Origin of the sequence: uncultured Streptococcus sp. (assembly GCF_963525625.1) — a bacterium.
Lineage (GTDB): Bacteria > Bacillota > Bacilli > Lactobacillales > Streptococcaceae > Streptococcus.
The window spans coordinates 1-18,816 of record NZ_CAURLD010000019.1 but is presented as its reverse complement, the minus strand read 5'-3'; the positions used below and the strand labels follow the sequence as shown (position 1 = coordinate 18,816).

At 43.5% G+C, this 18,816-nt stretch carries 18 protein-coding genes; 1 reads left to right on the top strand and 17 read right to left on the bottom strand.

Going from position 1 to position 18,816, the window contains the following annotated elements; all coding sequences use genetic code 11:
* The 13 genes from RYK49_RS09490 to RYK49_RS09430 all read right to left on the bottom strand — a co-directional run bounded on the left by RYK49_RS09490 (nucleotide 1) and on the right by RYK49_RS09430 (nucleotide 15,121).
* Entirely contained in the window at nucleotides 1-630 is a 630-nt protein-coding gene (locus RYK49_RS09490) for a TIGR01906 family membrane protein (protein WP_314830472.1), read from the bottom strand.
* Nucleotides 623-1,393 (bottom strand): TIGR01457 family HAD-type hydrolase, encoded by a 771-nt coding sequence (locus RYK49_RS09485; protein ID WP_314830471.1) that lies wholly within the window; start codon nucleotides 1,391-1,393, stop codon nucleotides 623-625. Before RYK49_RS09485 ends, RYK49_RS09490 begins: the two co-directional genes overlap by 8 nt.
* A gap of 11 nt (nucleotides 1,394-1,404) precedes the next feature.
* Nucleotides 1,405-2,145, bottom strand: coding sequence for an acyl-[acyl-carrier-protein] thioesterase (locus tag RYK49_RS09480; protein ID WP_314830470.1), 741 nt, complete (start codon nucleotides 2,143-2,145; stop codon nucleotides 1,405-1,407).
* A 3-nt stretch (nucleotides 2,146-2,148) separates the two neighbouring features.
* Nucleotides 2,149-3,279 carry a radical SAM family heme chaperone HemW gene (gene hemW / locus RYK49_RS09475; protein WP_314830469.1) on the bottom strand — a complete coding sequence of 377 codons (1,131 nt, stop codon included), beginning with the start codon at nucleotides 3,277-3,279 and terminating at the stop codon, nucleotides 2,149-2,151.
* Nucleotides 3,280-3,417: 138 nt separating this feature from the next.
* The gene (proC, locus tag RYK49_RS09470; protein WP_314830499.1) at nucleotides 3,418-4,221 is read right to left on the bottom strand and encodes a pyrroline-5-carboxylate reductase; all 804 of its coding nucleotides are present in this window, start codon (nucleotides 4,219-4,221) and stop codon (nucleotides 3,418-3,420) included.
* Nucleotides 4,222-4,223: 2 nt separating this feature from the next.
* Nucleotides 4,224-5,486 (bottom strand): glutamate-5-semialdehyde dehydrogenase, encoded by a 1,263-nt coding sequence (locus RYK49_RS09465; RefSeq protein WP_314830468.1) that lies wholly within the window; start codon nucleotides 5,484-5,486, stop codon nucleotides 4,224-4,226.
* A 21-nt stretch (nucleotides 5,487-5,507) separates the two neighbouring features.
* Complete coding sequence (gene proB, locus RYK49_RS09460) at nucleotides 5,508-6,617, bottom strand: glutamate 5-kinase (protein WP_314830467.1); 1,110 nt, start codon at nucleotides 6,615-6,617, stop codon at nucleotides 5,508-5,510.
* Nucleotides 6,618-6,732: 115 nt separating this feature from the next.
* Entirely contained in the window at nucleotides 6,733-7,629 is an 897-nt protein-coding gene (locus tag RYK49_RS09455) for an RluA family pseudouridine synthase (RefSeq protein ID WP_314830466.1), read from the bottom strand.
* On the bottom strand, nucleotides 7,613-8,080 hold the full coding sequence (gene lspA / locus RYK49_RS09450; protein ID WP_314830465.1) for a signal peptidase II: 468 nt from the start codon (nucleotides 8,078-8,080) through the stop codon (nucleotides 7,613-7,615). Before lspA ends, RYK49_RS09455 begins: the two co-directional genes overlap by 17 nt.
* A gap of 3 nt (nucleotides 8,081-8,083) precedes the next feature.
* A complete protein-coding gene (locus tag RYK49_RS09445) occupies nucleotides 8,084-8,986 on the bottom strand; it encodes a LysR family transcriptional regulator (RefSeq protein WP_032908183.1) in 903 nt (300 codons plus the stop codon).
* 119 nt (nucleotides 8,987-9,105) lie between these two features.
* Nucleotides 9,106-9,963, bottom strand: coding sequence for a GNAT family N-acetyltransferase (locus RYK49_RS09440; RefSeq protein ID WP_314830464.1), 858 nt, complete (start codon nucleotides 9,961-9,963; stop codon nucleotides 9,106-9,108).
* Nucleotides 9,964-10,076: 113 nt separating this feature from the next.
* Nucleotides 10,077-12,038 (bottom strand): peptide ABC transporter substrate-binding protein, encoded by a 1,962-nt coding sequence (locus tag RYK49_RS09435; RefSeq protein WP_314830463.1) that lies wholly within the window; start codon nucleotides 12,036-12,038, stop codon nucleotides 10,077-10,079.
* Nucleotides 12,039-12,322: 284 nt separating this feature from the next.
* Nucleotides 12,323-15,121 (bottom strand): glycoside hydrolase family 3 N-terminal domain-containing protein, encoded by a 2,799-nt coding sequence (locus RYK49_RS09430; protein WP_314830462.1) that lies wholly within the window; start codon nucleotides 15,119-15,121, stop codon nucleotides 12,323-12,325.
* A 236-nt stretch (nucleotides 15,122-15,357) separates the two neighbouring features.
* Here RYK49_RS09430 and RYK49_RS09425 point away from each other — a divergent pair, with 236 nt between their 5' ends.
* Entirely contained in the window at nucleotides 15,358-16,098 is a 741-nt protein-coding gene (locus RYK49_RS09425) for a hypothetical protein (protein ID WP_314830461.1), read from the top strand.
* Between the two features lie 94 nt (nucleotides 16,099-16,192).
* On the opposite strand, the gene RYK49_RS09420 is transcribed toward RYK49_RS09425, so the two are convergent.
* The 4 genes from RYK49_RS09420 to rplU all read right to left on the bottom strand — a co-directional run bounded on the left by RYK49_RS09420 (nucleotide 16,193) and on the right by rplU (nucleotide 18,777).
* A complete protein-coding gene (locus RYK49_RS09420) occupies nucleotides 16,193-17,545 on the bottom strand; it encodes a vWA domain-containing protein (protein ID WP_314830460.1) in 1,353 nt (450 codons plus the stop codon).
* A gap of 246 nt (nucleotides 17,546-17,791) precedes the next feature.
* The gene (rpmA, locus tag RYK49_RS09415; protein WP_002895619.1) at nucleotides 17,792-18,085 is read right to left on the bottom strand and encodes a 50S ribosomal protein L27; all 294 of its coding nucleotides are present in this window, start codon (nucleotides 18,083-18,085) and stop codon (nucleotides 17,792-17,794) included.
* Between the two features lie 17 nt (nucleotides 18,086-18,102).
* Complete coding sequence (locus RYK49_RS09410) at nucleotides 18,103-18,447, bottom strand: ribosomal-processing cysteine protease Prp (protein ID WP_314830459.1); 345 nt, start codon at nucleotides 18,445-18,447, stop codon at nucleotides 18,103-18,105.
* A gap of 15 nt (nucleotides 18,448-18,462) precedes the next feature.
* Nucleotides 18,463-18,777, bottom strand: a complete 315-nt coding sequence (gene rplU / locus RYK49_RS09405) for a 50S ribosomal protein L21 (protein ID WP_000109137.1) — start codon at nucleotides 18,775-18,777, stop codon at nucleotides 18,463-18,465.
* Nucleotides 18,778-18,816 lie beyond the last annotated feature (39 nt).

Here is an 18,816-nt window from a genome sequence, read left to right as displayed (position 1 = left end):
TTAAGTTTGCTCTTTACCCTTTCTGCTAAGGAAATACAAGGTCAAAAAGATCCCCTCATAAAACAAAGCAAAAAGAATAAAGGCGTGCATGAAAAATTCTTCTGGCAGAATCCAAATGACTGGATCCTTGGCCGGGTCAAACATCCAGGTATTGTCTCCGACAAAGAGAACTTGATGAAAGAGTGTGAAAAAATTGTTAAAGCCAATCAGAAAAGCCAGTCCAGCAAAGACAAGTGGCAAGATACTGATCACTAGAAAAGCCCGTCTGTAGAGACCTAAGAATCCCTTTTTAACAACTTTTTTGATAAAGAAGATAAAGGCCAGCAGAGTAACTAGAAAAATAGCTTGCGCCAAGTGAAAGAGGTACTTGACTGCCTGAAAATGATGCAGACCAGCTGCTGACGAGCGAAAATCCGGCATTGCTAGCTTCTGACTAAAAGGATTGGTCAGGTAATCCATCAAAATATTAAAATTGTACTGAATGGTCTCTGCTTTCAAATAAACCTTATCCGTCAAGTTGAAATAAGAAATCTCCATCGGGTATAAGAGCCAAGCTAGATAAATAGTTAGCAATATCGCTGCTGCCAACAAGCACAAGACGCTGGCTGAAAATCTTACCTTATCACGCATCGAAGTCCCACTCCTCTAAACTTGACAAGACGTGCGTCGGTTGGATCGGCAGATTGGGCACCTCTTCTGGCAGGGTAAAACCTGTTGTAACCAAGAGGGTCGGAATGCCGTTGTCGATTCCCGCTCGAATATCTGTCAGATAGTTATCACCAACCATGACCACTTCTTCACGCGCCAGTCCTAGATGCTCTATGGCTTTTTCCATGATGATTGCATTTGGCTTGCCGATAAAGGTTGGCTCAACCCGAGTGGCTGCTTCCAAGAGGGCATTGATAGCACCTGCTCCCGGCTGCAGACCTCGCTCCGTCGGAATATTGAGATCAGGATTGGTCCCGATAAAGTGAGCACCTTTTTGAATGGCCAGAGTCGCTATTGTCAGCTTCTCATAGTCCACTTCCCAGTCCAGACCCACTACTACATAGTCTGGATTTTCTGTGTCTTCTATATATCCAGCTTCCTCTATGGCATGTTTAAGTCCGACATCACCGATGACGTAAGCTTTCTTGCTTAGATTTTTCTCCTGCATATAGTCAATGGTAGCTAAAGTCGCTGTGTAAATAGTCTCAAGTGGCGTCTCAATATTGAAATTTTCAGCCAGCATGGTCTGCACTGCTTCTGGGCTGCGAGTAGTATTATTAGTCACGAAAAGATAGGGAATCTTGCGCTTCTGCAGCTCATGCACAAAGGCTTCTCCAGCCGGAATCCGGCTCTTGCCCTTATAAATCGTTCCGTCTAAATCAATCAAATATCCTTTATAAGTCATTTCTACTCTTCCTAATTCTCTTGTTTAAACTCTCGCCAGGCCACCAAAGCCTGGGCATTGACTTCGCCATCGCTGGAAATCTGGTGATTGCTCTGGAGACCTTCTAGGTCATAGCTAGAAGCAATCATGCCGCCCGGTCGAACTTCCTTGACATACTTAAGATGGACTTTCTTGGGAATGTGCTGGGTGAGGAAGTCAGCACCCATGACCTCAAATATCCAGTCCAGATACTTGCTATTATTGACATGGCCATTCATATCCAAGTCGTAAAAGCGTACATGGTAGTCCTTGCTGACAGGATTTTCCAAGTCAGGATACTTAGGACCGCGCAGTAATTTCTTGGAAAACTCAGATTGATATGGCGCTACAATCTCCGGATCAACGGCACGAACCTTGCGGCTGTCTCGATCCATAAGAACAAAGGTTGCCATCATCTGTATAATGGCTTCACCCGCCTCATCAAAAATCGTGAAGCGACGGTAGCAAAAGAGCCGATTGTAGGTCAAAGCTTCTGTTTCAATGGTAATTTCCTCTGCAAATCGTGGCAGTCGTGTCACATCAATATCATAGTCCGTGATAATCCAGACTAGGTTATGCTGCTCCAGCATATCCTTATCACTGACGCCAAGCTCAATCGACTGCATCCCCGATACCTGCAAGGACAGCAGGATAACATCCGGCAGCTTGATATGGCCATTCATATCTGCCATATCAAAAGGAATTTTCATTTTCATTTGATAAGTTAAGCCCATGATTTACTCCAATATAAATTTCTCAGCAACCGTATCACCCAAAAAGAGGCCTTGTTTGGTCATACGCACGATATCTCTGTCTGGCACTAGCAAGCCCTGCTCAGTCAGTTCAGCAACGACAGCTCCGTACTGCTCTTCAAAGGAAAGACTGAATTTTTCCTCAAAACATTTTTTTGACACGCCTGATTTCTTGCGCAGTCCTAGAAACATCTCTTCTTCCATCTTTTCTTTCAGCGTCAGCACTTCTTCCTGCACACGGGCATTGCCCGCTTCCACCGCCTGCAGATAATGACGAATCGGCCCGTGGTTTTTATAGCGAACACCATCAACATAGCCAGACGCTCCCGCTCCAATACCATAATATTCAGCATTGTCCCAGTACATGAGATTGTGGCGGCTCTCAAAGCCTGGCTTGGAAAAGTTGGAAATCTCATAATGCTCAAAGCCTGCTTTTTCGAGCTCGGCTATAATGTAGTCAAACATCTCCGCTTCCAAATCTTCCTTGGGCAGAGGCAGTTTCCCTCGCCGCATCCGATTCATAAATACTGTGTGATTTTCCAAAATCAAGCTGTACAAACTCATGTGAGGGATGTCCAGAGCAATAGCCTTGGCTACATTGGTTTTCACATCCTCCATGGTCTGCTTGGGCAGGGCATAAATCAGATCAATCGAGATATTATCAAAACCTGCTTTTTTGAGATTGGCAATATTCTCGTAGATGTCCTTTTCCGAGTGACTGCGGCCAATTTGCTTAAGCATGCGGTCATTGAATGTCTGTACACCCAGCGAAACCCGATTGACAGGCGAGGCTTTGAGTACAGCAATCTTCTCCTGATCCAAATCCCCAGGATTGGCTTCAATGGTCAGCTCTTCAAGATAAGACAAGTCCAGCTTGTCCGTTAGCTTTTCCAACAAAAAAGCCAACTGAGGTGCCGATAGAGCCGTCGGAGTCCCACCACCGATATAGAGGGTACGGAGCTTTTTGATATCGTAAGAATCATACTCCTCAATCAAATGCTCCAGATAAGAATCTACTGGCTGATTTTTGATAAAAACCTTGGAAAAATCGCAGTAATAACAAATCTGAGTACAAAAAGGAATGTGCACATAAGCAGAAGTCGGTTTGGTTTGCATAGTACTTATTATACCACAGTTTTAAAGAGAGGACTTATTTGATTATCAAACAAAGGAAAAAAGAGTGAGCCTGCAAAGAAAAAAATTATCCTCGCAAGTCACACCCTTTCCTATAATCTAAAAAATTAAAGATTTGTATCACTTCTTCCCCATCTCCTGCGTCCTCTTGTAGGCAGCTTGAACGGCATCCATGACTGTTCCACGAAAGGCATTTTCTTCCAGACTGGCTACCCCAGCGATGGTCGAACCGGCCGGACTGCAGACCTGATCTTTGAGCAGAGCAGGATGTTGCCCACTGACCTGACTTAGCTTAGCAGCACCCAAGAGGGTCTGATTGGCTAGCTGCAGGGATATATCGCGACTGAGTCCTGCTCGGACACCAGCGTCCGCCAAGGCCTCTATAAAGAGATAGACGAAAGCTGGTCCACAGCCAGCAAGAGCAGTCGCTGCATCCAACTGCTTTTCCTCTAGTTTGACTAAAAGGCCAGCTGAAGACAGAAGCTCAAGCAACAAGTCTTCATCCGTTGGGTTCGCCTGCTGGGATAAGGCATAGGTAATAACCCCCTCACCTACAGCTACCGGTGTATTAGGCATCATCCGAATCCAACGATGGTGGCTGGGTGTCAATCTTTCTAATATTTCCAAGGTCAGACCAGCAGCCATGGAAACCAGCAAAATAGAATCCCGATTTTCTAGAATTTCTTGATAATCAGCCAGCAAGTCAGCAAATTGAGCTGGTTTGATCCCCAGAAAAATCACTTCTGCTTCAGAAAAAACTTCTTCATTACTGACCAGCTGTCCACCAACTTCCGTAGCAATCTTTTCAGCCTTGTCACGACTGCGATTAGCTAGTAGTAATTCGCTTCTATATCTTTCATCTTGGGCAACTAGGCGGGCTAAACTGCCGCCCATATTTCCCAGACCGATAAATCCAATTTTCACCATTATTTCCTCACCTGACCAGTCCCTTGGATGACGTATTTATAACTAGTCAACTCTTTCAGCCCCATAGGACCTCTGGCATGCAGTTTTTGAGTGGAAATCCCCATTTCACAACCAAGGCCAAACTGACCGCCATCTGTAAAGCGGGTTGAAGCATTGACATAAACTGCTGCGCTATCCACCTGCTCTGAGAAGCAAGCTGCCGCTACATCGTTCTCCGTCACAATGGCATCCGAGTGATGGGTGCTGTGGGCTTCAATATGCTCCACCGCTTCTTCCAGCGAGGAAACAAGCTTGACCGCTAAGACATAATCCAAAAATTCGGTATCAAAATCTTCCGATCTAGCTTGCGAGCCCGAGATATACTGAGCTGCTTTCTCATCCAAACGTAATTCAACAAGGTTTTCTTGCGCAGCATCACGATCTGTTACCAAAATCTTTTGTAAACGTGGTAAAAATGCAGCTGCAATATCTTCATGAACCAGTAGTACCTCCATAGCATTGCAGACAGAAGGACGACTGGTCTTGGCATTCTCAATAATCGCCAAAGCCTTATCTTGATCAGCATCCTTATCTACATAGATATGGACAATTCCAGTACCTGTCTCAATAACCGGCACAGTCGCATTTTCCACGACCGCCTGAATCAGCCCGGCACCTCCACGAGGGATGAGCAAATCCAGATAGCCCTTGGCCTTCATCATAGCCTGGGCGGAAGCCCGACTGGTATCAGAAACTAACTGGATACAGTCTGGCGAAATCTTAGTTTTAGCCAAGCCGTTTTTCAAAGCTGTGACAATAGCTAGCGCAGTTCGATAGGCATCCTTGCCACTTCTGAGAACGACTGCACTGCCACTCTTTAGAGCAAGAGCAGCAGCATCAGAGGTGACATTAGGCCGGCTTTCGTAGATAATCCCAATCACGCCCATGGCCACCCGCTTCTTACTGATGACAAGGCCGTTATCAAGCTCAGTCCTTTCCAAGACTTCCCCTACAGGATCCTCTAAGTCAATCAGCTGACGAATCCCCTCTGCCATGGCAGCAATGCGGTTCTCATCCAGATAGAGGCGGTCCAGCATCACATCTGAAATCTTACCTTTAGCTGTGGTCATATCCAATTCATTGGCTGCTAAAATATCCGCACGAGAAAGCCAGAGCTGCTTTGCCATTTCTTCCAAAGCATGGTTTTTCTCAGCCATTGTGGCCGTATTGATTGTCTTCTTAACTTTCTGAACCTTTTCAAAAATCGCTTGTGTTGAGGTCATCGCTTCTCCTTTCCTTGTTTTCTAAAATTCTGCAAATAAATCATTCAACTCCGGTGTCAGAGAAATCCAATCATCCCGATGAATGACGACTCCTTTAGGTTTATTGGACTTGAGCATATCTTTAAGAGCTGACTTGCCAAAACGCACGCGCCCTTTACCAAGAATAGTTCCGCTGCCTTCTTCATAAACTGTCACCGTATCTTGATAGGAAAAGCTTCCCGATACAGATACAAGACCGGACACCAACAAACTTTTTCCATTATTTCTGAGAGCGTCGGCTGCTCCTTGGTCTACATAGATTTCCCCTTGACTCTTAGCATAGAAAGCCAGCCATTGCTTCTGCGTTTTTAGACCTTTTTCCTGGGCCAAAAAGAGACTGCCATCCTTGGTTTCCTCCGCCGCTTCCAGCAGAGCATCAGTCTTGAGTGAGGAGCAGATATAGACCGGAACACCAGACATGGTCGCAAGTGTTGCAGCTTTGATCTTTGTCAGCATGCCGCCAGTGCCATTACTCGTTCCTGCACCGCCTGCCATATCAATCAGCTCAGAGCTAATCTTCTCAATCTTTTCAAGACGTCGAGCATCTGGATTGGTAGAGGGATTAGCTGTGTACAGTCCATCTACATCTGTCAGGAGTACCAAGAGGTCCGCCTGAACCATAGCCGCCACCTGCGCACTCAGTGTATCATTGTCCCCGACCTTGAGCTCCTCAATGGCCACCGTGTCATTTTCATTGATGATGGGAATAGCTCCGCGATTCAGCAAGACAGATAAGGCCTGATGGGCATTCTTATAACGCCGCTTATCTGCAAAATCATCCTGGGTCAAAAGAATCTGAGCAGAAATGATTTGCTTCAAAAGAAGATTGGTTGTATATTCCTCCAAAAGCAAACCCTGTCCAACCGCAGCTGAAGCCTGCTTATCTGCCACTTTTGTCGGTCGCTTTTTAAAGCCCAGAGAAGAAAAACCTGCCGCAATAGCTCCTGATGAGACCAGGATCAACTCATGCCCCGCCTCGTGCAAGAGAGCCAACTGCCGAGTAATTTCCTTTACTTTGGCGCGTGACAGACTGCCATCTGCGTTGGTTAATGACGAAGTCCCCACCTTAAATACGATTCGCTTTGCTTTCATTTCTTCTTCCTTCACTGCTAGATTGTCTTATTATACCACGATTTACAGAAAATAAAAACGACCGCGATTGAAGCGGTCAAAGGAAAATTTGTATTTTAACAATGAACAAACCTACCTATTCTTGTCGCAGTTTTGCCAAGGTTTCTTGGAAAATGGCTGGCACTTCAGCTGTAAATTCCAGCACTTCACCAGTTCTAGGATGGGTGAAGCCCAGGGTTCGCGCGTGCAAAAATTGGCCATGACCTTTTAAAGTCTTGCGAGGTCCATAAACTTCATCACCAGCTACTGGATGACCAATATAGACCATGTGGACGCGGATCTGATGAGTCCTTCCCGTTTCCAGTTGAAGCTCAACCAGAGTATAGTCACCAAAACGTTCCAAGACTTGAAAACGCGTTAGAGCAGGCTTGCCTTTAGCCGTCACGGCCTGCTTCTTACGGTCTTTTTCGCTGCGGCCAATCGGTGCTTCAATCACTCCACGGTCATTAGGCAGATTTCCATGAACAATAGCCCAATACTTGCGTAGGGATTTCTTATCCTTGAGCTCATCAGCCAGAGCCACATGGGCTTGGTCATTCTTAGCAATCATGAGAAGTCCTGAAGTATCCTTGTCGATCCGATGGACAATCCCCGGCCGGAGAACTCCGTTGATGCCAGAGAGGTCCTTGATGTGGTACATGAGGGCATTGACCAGTGTGCCGCTGGTATGGCCTGCAGAAGGATGGACCACCATTCCCTGCGGTTTATTGACGACTGCCACATCCTCATCTTGATAGACGATTTCTAGCGGAATATCCTCAGGCACATACTCAACCACTTCTGGCTCAGGCAGTTCATAGGAGATGACATCGCCTTCTTTGACAGAGTATTTGGCTTTTTTGGCTTGTCCATTGACCAAAATCTGGCCATCCTTAATCTGCTCATTAGCCAAGCTCCTTGACAGTTCTGTCAGCTCAGCAACCGCCTTGTCCAATCGCTGACCAGCTACCGAGACCTCAATTCTTACTTCCATCTTTTTCTTCCTTCAAAATCATCAGCAGTAAAATAGCTACACCAAAGGTCAGATACATATCAGCCACATTGAAAATAGCAAAATTGATAAAATCTAACTGAAACATGTCCACGACAAAACCTTGACGTATCCGGTCAATAAAGTTCCCTAAACCGCCAGCAATTACCAAGCTCAGTCCGGCCAGCATCCACCTTGAAGCATGTAGATGCTTGATGAGGTAGTAAACAGCTCCACCGATGACCAAAAATGTCACCAAGGTAAAGAGCCATTGCTGGTTTTCCAGCATGGAGAAGGCTGCGCCGGTATTCTGAAGATAGGTCAGACTCACCAGATGCGGAATGAAACTCTTGACCTGCCCCAGCTTAAAACCGCTGACAATATATAACTTGACAAGCTGGTCCACAACAATAAGAACCAAGACTGCAAAAGGAATAATAATTTTTCTTTTCATACTTTATTTTTTCTGTGCAAAATACTCTTTCATAACTGATACAAAGTCTTCTCCGACCTGAGTCAACTCCACATCTTCACGCTTGACATAGACCATGTGGTTGTCCAAGTTGTCGCGAAGCTTAATGACAGTAATACCATTCACACTATTGCTGTCCAAAAAGCCAGATCCAGTCGCATAAGCATCCGTACGCTCCAAAATCCCATTCAAAGTCGCGCGGTCCGTCACATTAAACATCTGTGAGCTGGCACTGGTATCGACAAAATTCTCTGAATAATAGAGATACTCGTCCTTTTCCTGAGTGAAGCGAACAGTCGGTAAAGCAGCCAAATCTTCCATGACCAACTCCTTCTTCTGAGTTAGAGGATGATCTTCCCGCAGGTAAATGTGGGTCTGAAAAGGAATGAGCTCAATTACTTCCAAGCCCAGCTTTTCCACCCGCTGCATAATGCCCTTGGTATTCTGGTTATTTAGGTAGATAATGCCGATTTCACTGTGGCCTTGCGCGACTTCGTCCAGAATCTGCACGGTTGTTGACTCAAAAATCCGGAAGTTCTTATATTCAGGATAGGTCTGAGAAAATTGAGTAATCAAAGGCGGCAGAAAGTCATAGTGCTGGCTGGCAATAGAAAACTCATCCCGCTCCTCTTCAGGATTAGCATATTGATTTTGAAAAACATCAAAACCCTTGACCAAATCTTGAGCTTTCTCGTAAAACTCCATTCCTCGGCGTGTCAGAAAAGTACCGCTGCTGGTCCGACGAAAAATCTTGAATCCCAGCTCTTTTTCCAGATCACGGACAGAGATAGACAGACTAGGCTGGCTTACATACATTTTTTCCGCAGCTTCTCGAAAAGTCCCACTATTAGCAATGGCAACCACATAACGCAATTGTTGAATATTCATAACATTTTCCTTCTTTACATATCGTCTCATTATACCATAAACCAAGGCAGAACAAAAGAAACCAGCTGTAAGAAGCCAGTTTCTCCTTTTAAGTTAATGAGTATTCTTAGAAAAATTTGCTATTTTTCTTTGAGATAGACAACCTCTGTCATCTCTTTGAAGCCTAGCTTTTTATAGAGTTTCAAAGCTCGGCTATTCTGCTTTTCTACGACAATCTGAAACTCCTGTCCATTGCCCTCATTCAAATCCAGCATGCTTGCAAGCAAGAGATAGCTTCCTAACCCCTGCCCCTGAAAATCTTGATTAACTGCCAAGCCAAAAAAATAATTGGTGCCAAAATCCGTATCAACAGACACAGAAGCTACAACTCTACCATCTTTCTTCAGGATATAAAGCAAGCTAGATGCGCTGCTGATAGATTCTTGGGCATATTTCAAGGCAACATCAAGCGGTATCTCAAAGACTTGGGACTGAAAAGCAGCAATTTCCTCTGCCAAGCCCAAAATTCCTTGCAAGACCTCTATCCCTTCTCTCTTTTCCAGAGGAAAAGTTTGAGCAGGCTGTGCCAGCCAGATTTCTGCTTCACCCTCTTGGTAATCAAATCTGCGAGCAAAATCGGGTTGAGCGTTCAAAAAGGCCCGCTCTGCTACATACTCAATCTCGGTCAAATCATACTTATCAGCTTCTTTTTCAAAAACAGCCAGAAGCTGATTAGCCACACCCTGACGGCGATACGCCGGCAGAACATAAAGAGACACCTCAGCTTGGCTGGGTTCATCTGCGTAGACAGATAGAAAGCCGATGGTTCGACCATCCATCTCTGCCAAGAAGAAGGCTGGCATTTCCGAATCCGCATTATAATTATTATCCAGATAGGGCAGTCGATAGCCTCCATCTACCCTATTACACTCTTGAACTAATTCAAACAATACTTGCTTTTCTTTCTCAGGTAATGCATTATAAATACTTATCTGCATCTGTCTCACTTCTTTCCAGTATTTCTTTCTATTCTACCACGAATAGCCCTGTCAAGTCATTCAAAAAGGGACTGGAAAAATCCAGCCCCAATCTCGCTTAGTTAATTGTTTTTTTATTTTTCAACGTGGTCAGCAAGTTCTTCCTGGGCTTTTTTATTTGCCGCAGTAGCTTCTTCTTTCCATTTTTTCTTAGCTGCTTCGTATTCTTTGGTCGTTACTACATCCTTCTGAAGCTGGGTCAGCTTGAAGTTGTAGCTTGAACCTTTGACACCAACTGGTGAGTAAGCCTTTGTAAATGGCACTGATTTAGTAACAGACGGTGTTGCTCCTTGTGATACAGTCGGGATAATCAAGCCGCTATCTAGCAACCAAGCTTCCGCTTCTGCATACTTTTCGTAACGAAGCTGCACATCGTTGGTTTCAGCATTAGCTTCTTCCAGCATCTTGGTATAAGTATCCAAGCCTAGCTCTTTAATCTTATCATTGTCTTGACCTGGCTCAAAACCAAAGTTTTGCAAGCTTCCGCCGTTCTTGATATTGAGAGTATCAAGATAGGTAGATGGGTCTTGGTAGTCACCAGTCCAGCCACCAGTAGACATATCATAGTCTTTCTGAGCAGCAGAATTAGCAAAATAAGTGATATTATTAAGATCGTCTGTGCTCATCTTTTGCAGGTCAATCACGACATTTTCCGCTCCAAGAGCTGATTCGATAGACTGCTTGGTTGAGCTAGCCCATTGAACGCCAATCGTGCTAGACTGATCAACTGGCATATCTAAGTGAATTGGGAATTCAACACCCTTAGCCTGCAAGGCTTGCTTAGCTTCTGCAAATTTCGCCTTAGCCTTTTCAGGATTGTAGTAAGGATCTTGAGCGTCAGAGAGGTCAATTCCTTGCCATTGGCTGCCATAGTTGACTAATTTTTCCCCAACAACAGTTCCAAAATCCTTGTCGCCAATTTGGACAAAGCTAGGTGGTACCAAGGTATTTCTCAAGACCTTAGTCGCTCCGTCTTCGCCATTTCCTTGCGCACCATAAGATGTACGGTCAAAGGCAAAGTTGATAGCCTGACGGAAGTCTTTGTTCATGATTGCTTCGTTGGTCGCAGACTTTTGAGCGTCTGTTGTTTTAGAAGTATGATTGTAGGACTGACGGTTGTAGTTGAAATTATAGTAATAAGAAGTAGAATCCTGCGGGCTGTATACGATATTGTCCGCGTATTTCTTCTTGACTGAAGCAAAACCTGAGCTATTTGGATAGAGACGAGCTGTGCTGTAAACGCCATCGCTGAAGTTACGAATCAGTGCTTCCTGATCATTTCCATCATAGTAGGTCAACTTAATGCTATCCAGAGTGACATTGTCTTTGTCGTAGTAATTTGGGTTTTTGACAAATTCCATCACAGACTTAGAAGTCAGAGACTTGAGCAAGTAAGGACCGTTATAGAGGATGCTAGATGGCTTGACAGAACCAAAATTGCTTCCTCCTGCTTTCAGAAACTCTTCATTGACTGGGAAGAGAATCGTGCTGGTCGTTTTAGAGTTCCAGTAAGGCTCAGGGCGAGCCAGAGTATATTGCAGGGTATGGTCATCAATAGCCTTGACACCAACATTGTCAAAATTCTTATCTTCACCCTTGATATAAGCATCCAAGCCCTTCACAGAATCCTGAACGAGATAAATAGCTTCAGAATTTTCATCCGCTGCATACTTCAAGCCAGTCACAAAGTCCTGGGCCTTTACTTCTGCATATTCTTCACCATCGGATGTGTACCATTTAGCATCATCACGCAGCTTATAAGTATAGGTCAGGCCGTCCTTAGAAACTGTCCATGACTTGGCGATTGAGGGAACCAGATTCCCGTACTTGTCATTTTCAAAAAGTCCATCGACCAGGTTGGAAATGACATCACCTGTCGTTGCACGGTTTGTAGCAAGATAGTTCAAGCTATCAGGGTCTGAACTATAAACGTAAGTATAATTATTTGTGCTAGACGAAGACTGGCTACAAGCCGTCAGCAATAGCCCGGCACTCAGTGCAACTCCAGTCGCAATCAGCCATTTTGATGCTTTCATGGATAGAACCTCCTTTGATGTTACATTTTATAACATGAACTATTATACCAAAAAACGTATAAAAAGTAAATAGTAAACCGATGACAGTTGAGTAAAATATTAAAGGGTGGGTTCTTTTAGCAAGCTCACAAGGCTTTTTGTTACTGCATTTCTGCAAATTTCTAAATAAAAAAGGAAGAATCCGCTTTTACTGCAAAGTTGCTGTGGAATCTTTCTTTTTGTTATTTTATCAAGAATAAGTAAGGCTACGAAAGTATTACTGCTGTATTCTCATTTTTCATTTCTTATACTTTGCGAGAAGACAGACCATAGAGACAGATAGCTCCAAAGAAGAAGACGAGGCCCAGCAAGACTAAGAACAAACTTCTGCTGTCTCCTGTTTTAGGAAGCTGACTTACCAGCGGAGCCTGCTGACTTAGTTTCCAACGAGGACTTACAGGTTCAACAGAACGCAAATTCAACTGCGGAGAATTTTGTTGACCTGGAATCATGCTCTGCCTAGCTGCAGTAATCTGAACAAGCTCCTTGTAATAACCTTCTGCCATGCTGAATTCTCTGTTTTGACTGTCAATCAAGGTTAGGGAAAGCACTGGACTGAACTGACCTTCTACTAAGCCTTTCAAGCCTATCTCAACTGGATTGGTATCATTGGCTTTTTTCGAAATCAGAACAGTATCACCAGAGATGGTATAATCTGGACTTGGCAGGATGCTGAAATGCTGATTATCCATCTTAAGGGCAAGACGGTAGTCATTTTTCTCTAGACCATTTAATCCACTCAGGGTAACCGTAGCTGTAAAAGGCTGATCTAACTGAGCAGATGTAGGAACATTGACTTTGATATCCTTAACTGGATCGGTATAAAATAGGCCGTGCCCAATAGGATAGGCTACCTCTGTCTCAGACATGATGCCATCCTTGATACGCGGCACATTTACTGGTAACTTCCCAACATGATTTTGACCATTGAAAATGACTTCAACACCAGCCGGTATATTAGGACCGAAGGCATTGTCCGGCTTCAGAGACTCAGTTGGATCCATGCCCTTGTTTCCATAGACCGCTACAATAGCCTTGGCATTAGGATAATTCGCTACATCATAAGGTTTGGAAATGCTCATGACAGCTGCTTGCTTTCCAGTTGCATTTGCATAGTCCACGACTTCTGTCGGAACTCTTGTCAGCCAGAAATCGCTGGCCAGTTGAGATTGCCGTCCAATTTCAGAAATCAGGATAAGGTGTGTCGCTTGGTCAATCTTTCCTTTCAAATCTTCTAACTTGGTTGTTTTGCTGTAGTTCAGCGCTTCGTATGTGACATCTGCTGGAATAACTCCGTCTGCTATCAGACGCTTGACGCCCAGTTCTAGCCCAGGCACTTCATCATCATAAGCCGCTAACAGTAAAATCCTGTCGCCAGATTTGACCTTAAAGGGCAGAACAGTATCATCGTTTTTAACCACCGTCACTGCACTAGCAGCGATTTTTCGTTCAGTATCTCTGTTTAACTCTGAGCCAACAGTTACTTCAGCCTTGGCTTGGGTTCGCTCAGATGGGTCAAAGTCTAAAACACCCCGTTTTTCTTTCAGGTTCAAGATGCGGGTCACTGACTCATCCAATCTGCTGATTGGGATATCGCCTCTCTGAACCGCCTGCTCAATATCACTGATAATCTTATCAATCTTAGCCAAATCACCCTTACTACGTAAGACAGTCGGCATCAGAACCACATCTACACCTGATTTGATTGCCATGATAGCTGCTTCAGATTCTCCGAAGTTTTTGGCAATCGCATCCATGCCCATAGCATCAGATACTACCACTCCCTTGTAACCAAACTTTTTGCGAACTATGCCGGTAATAATATCATCTGACAAAGTGGCAGGGATATAAATTTTTTCTCCAGTTTCCTTAGATATTACTGTGTCTTTTTCAATCTGAGGATACTGAATATGGGCTGTCATCAGCATATCAGCATTTTTGTCAATGGCAGCCTTGAAGGGCAGCAACTCCAGCGCTTCGAGCTCCGCATAGGACTTATCAACCAGAGGCAGACCAGTGTGAGAATCTACCGCCGTATCACCATGCCCAGGGAAATGCTTAGCCGCTACTGCTACATTGTATTTCTGAATCCCCTCCATCATAGCCGTTCCCAAACGAGCAACAACCTTAGGATCTGAAGAGAAGGAACGCAAACCAATAACTGGATTCTGCGGATTATTATTTGTATCAAAAACTGGGGCAAAGTTGACATTCAAACCTAGAGCCGATAGCTCCCGTCCGATGATTTGACCTGCTTGATTAGCCAATTCTGGATCTCGAGTCGCGCCAACTGCCATGTTGCCAGGAAGTGCAGTCCCACTACCCAAACGATAGACGATACCACCTTCTTGGTCAATCGCGAGCAAGAGCGGCAATTTACCATTATTAGCTTGGTTACTAATAGCTGCTTGCTGCAGGGCCTGCGTCAAGGCTAAGGTTTGAGCAGTTCCCTTCACATTCTCAGCAAAGAGAATGACACCACCAAAGTCGTATTTATCAACCGCTTCTGCCACTTCTTTATTAAGCTCCGTCATATCTGACTGGGAGGCTTGGCCCTCTTGCTGCCATTTTCTGAAGTCCGGCATCAACATCTGTGTAATCTTCTGACGAAGTGTCATATCCGCCACAAGCTCCTGTACTCTCTTAGAAGCCGAAGGTGCATCACTCGCTGCCTGACCCTGCGCCTGATTGGCAGCTGAGGAAACTTCTGCAGACTCGGCGGTCACTGGTTTGGTAGAATCTTCTAACAAATTCCCCGTGTTACCAGCTTGACTTGAATCATCTGCTTCAGTAGTTGCAACTGACGGAGCATCAGAGACCGGCAGAGCTTTTGCAGCAATCTGACCATCCTGACTTGGCGTGCCCCTAACCCCTGCATTACTATCAGAAGAGTCCGTTGCAACTGCAGCACTTGCTTGTTCAGACTGGTTAGCAGCTTCCAGCAGCTTATTAGCCGTATCTGCTTTTATGGCTCCAAATGGCCAAAAAACTAGTAATGACAAAGCAAGTACCAATAGCAATTTATACCTTTTCATCATAGGCATTCTCCTTTCATCCCTATAATAATAGCACAAAAAATTATGTTTGTAAACGTTTACATATTATCTAATTCTTGTTTATTTTTATCACCAATTAGTAACATAATCTCTATAAAAATGAAATAATATTACAATATTATAGAAATGTTACAGAGGTATAATTTTATAGAAACAACATAACCTAACTGTTAAAAATGAGATTCTTTAATCTTATACTAACAGTTGCATAGAAAGGATTTGCTATGAGACAAGAAAAGAACACTAAAGCAATGTTCAACCGACACTACTTGCTGGGTCTTTCACTCGCTTCTGCTGCGACTTTGGCAGCTGCTTTGATTTCCACCGGAACAGTCCAAGCGGAGAATAAGTCAATCCCAGACTGGGCCTCTAGACGTGAAGTTGGTATTTACGATCCTAGTGTACCCGACATTGAGGACGACCCTACTATCTTTGATGATTCTGAACCTATCAAGGTTCCGGAAGCCCCTAAAAGTGAGTTCCCTGGCGCTTTTTATGATGAGTCTGGTGAAAGAATTGAAAATAGAATCGTTCTTCACGAGGGTAAATACTATCTCGCAAACCAATATGGAACTACATACAAAGTTCAAGATGACCCAGCTGAACAAATTCCGACGAATCTAAAAAAATCTTTCTATACCAGCCCAACTGGGAAGACGTATTATTTCGACGAAAAAGGACGAAGGGTCATCAATACTTACACTATTGATGGCAAACTATACTTCTTTGATTCTAACGGAGAAATGGTTAAAAACAGATTTGTTAGTTACTCTGAATATACTTATTACTTTGGTGAAGATGGAACAGCTTATGAAAACGGTCTTTTTAAGATTGGCAAGTATTACTATTACTTTGGTGAGTATGGTGAACTTTATAGGGAAACTATTGTCAACTACAAAGGAAAGACCTATTATGCAAATTGGTATGGCGTTGTCAATATAAAAGACGAAGAAGTTACACCATAATGAAAAACACCAGAAATGAGAACGTGTGTCTTCGTTTCTGGTGTTTGTTTTATTCAAAACCCCTCTAATGGGAAATTCATTTTTTAGCAGATGGTTATTGTTCTTCTGATTTTCTTACACTAATACCTAGCCCCAATCCAGTCAGAAGCAAACCAAGCCCCACAACACTATAGACTGCCTTTTCGCTACTTCCTGTTTTAGGAAGAGACTGTTCAGATTTGGCCAAAAGTGTTGGTGCTTGAACATGATAGACGGTAGATGTAGGCATTGTAGTACGACGCTCAAGATAGAATTGATAACTATCTTTTATGATTTTATAGTAACGAGCTTCATTGACACTTTCAACAATCCATGAAGTGGTTCCTTTTGTTAGAGCATCAGCTAGGTTATTTTCGATATCAAGCACTCTGCCTTCTGTTGCAAAATTTTTGTAAATTCCCTCAATCGATTTTACCGTTGCTACGGTTCTTTCTATACCAGCAGCTTTCAAAGCCGCAAGTGTATCAGCAACCGTTGGAATTGAAGGGTCTTCTTTCATTTCAGCATCTGTTAATAAAACGACGAATTTCTTATTTTTAGATGACTTAGACCAATCATAGGTCGAAATAATCTGGTTCAGGGCAGGAGTTGGTGTTTCCGGAGTATCTCCTCCACTCGCTATACGAATCGCAGCTAACGCTTTTTCGAGCTCAGCCGGATCAGTTGTAAAATAAGATGACCCAAACCGTGTTAGAACCGTATCTTCATCTTTGCTGCCAGAATTACGGCCGTAGACTTCATCACTAAATGTTGCCAAGCCAAAACGTGCTGTAATCCCCTCTTTAGTAATATTTCGCACAAATTCATTAATATTTGCACGAACAATATCAATTGTGCCACCCATGGATCCTGAACGGTCGACAACAAATACAATATCAGCTGAACCAGCTTTTGTCACAGTTGGTGGCGTTGAGGTGTAGGTAATAGTTGTAGTCTTATCTACTCGCTCATACTGCGTATAGGGATTCCCATTTTCATCTGTGCCAGATAAAGTATTTTCAGTACGTCTAGTTATTGGCTCTGGCGCCTTATCAACCTTTTCCGGAGCCACTTCTGTCTTTGTAACATCAACAGTCGACGTTTCTACACGGACTGTTTGATTGCCTTCTTGACTTTCTTTGACATCAACAGGTGATACATTTTTTGATACATCGATCAAATCTCCTGGTTTCGCTGTAGATTCTTCAACAACAGGTTTCGTCGTATCAGCAGCAATTTCAGTACCAGCAGCTTCAATCGGAGAGCTTACTGCTTCAGTTTTTTCTATACTGCTTGAAGGTGGTGTGCCAACCTGGTCTGCAAAAACATGCGAAGCTTGTGAAAAGGCAAATAGAAGAGTTGCTGATGCTAATCCAACTTTCAATTTATACAATGAAAAGCCTGGAAGTTTAAATGATTCTTTTTCCATAATTTCTCCTTATCTTTTTAGATTTAGAAACATGATTGCATCTATTTTATATAGAATAACATAAAAAAATAGGAAATGCAAGCGATTTCAAATATTTATTAGTCTAAAAATTAAAATTTTAGAATATTATCAGAGTTTGTATGCTAAAATTGATGAGCATCATCATGAATTAATAAATGCTTTATCGTGCCGTCTCTAATAAGAAATCCCCATGCTCAATATCCGAGCATGGGGATTTCTTATTAATTATTTAGCGATTGGGTAAACAGAAACTTGTTTCTTATCGCGTCCTTTGCGTTCAAAGCGTACTACGCCTTCAACTTTTGCGAACAAAGTATCATCTCCGCCGCGTCCAACGTTGACACCTGCATGGATGTGAGTGCCACGTTGACGGTAAAGGATAGAGCCGCCTGTTACGGTTTGACCGTCAGCTGCTTTAGCTCCCAGACGTTTCGCTTGTGAATCACGTCCGTTAGATGTAGAACCTCCACCTTTTTTGTGGGCGAATAGTTGCAAGTTAGCAAGATTCATTTTTAACATAATGTTTTTCCTCCGTGTTAGTTTTCTGTGATAACTCTGGTTTGGACGAACTCAGATGAGTCCTCCGATAAGTTTGCCATTCCTAGGAAAAATGATTCAAAGAAAAGTTGAGTCATTTCTCTTTGGCTCGGTGCAATACCTGTCGGGATTTCAACCCGTAAGAATCCACCTTCATCTTCGTTTAATTCTAAAGTCGGTTCGTAGCCTGCGAATTTCTCAACTGAATTGACAAAATTAATGGCGAGCGTCGAAACAGACGCACACACGACATCATAGCCGTATTCGCCACTCGCGGCGTGACCTGTGATTTCTGCACGCCTCAGTTCGCCATCTTCGGCTCTTTCAAAGACTGCGTGTATCATTTAATCTCCTTAAAATTAAGCGTTGATTGCGTTGATGACAACTTTTGTATATGGTTGACGGTGACCTTGTTTACGGTGGCTACCTTTTTTAGGTTTGTACTTGTAAGTAACAACTTTCTTTTGTTTTCCTTGTTTTTCAACAGTTCCAACTACAGTAGCTCCAGCAACAAGTGGAGTTCCGACAACAGTGTTTTCACCACCAACAAGAACAACTTCGTTAAAAGTAACTTCTTGACCAGCTTCAACGTTCAATTTTTCAACGTAGATTGCTTGACCAACTTCAACTTTAACTTGTTTTCCGCCAGTTTTAATGATTGCGTATGTGCTCATTATGCACCTCCTATGTATTTTTGGGTTTCCCCGTATTTT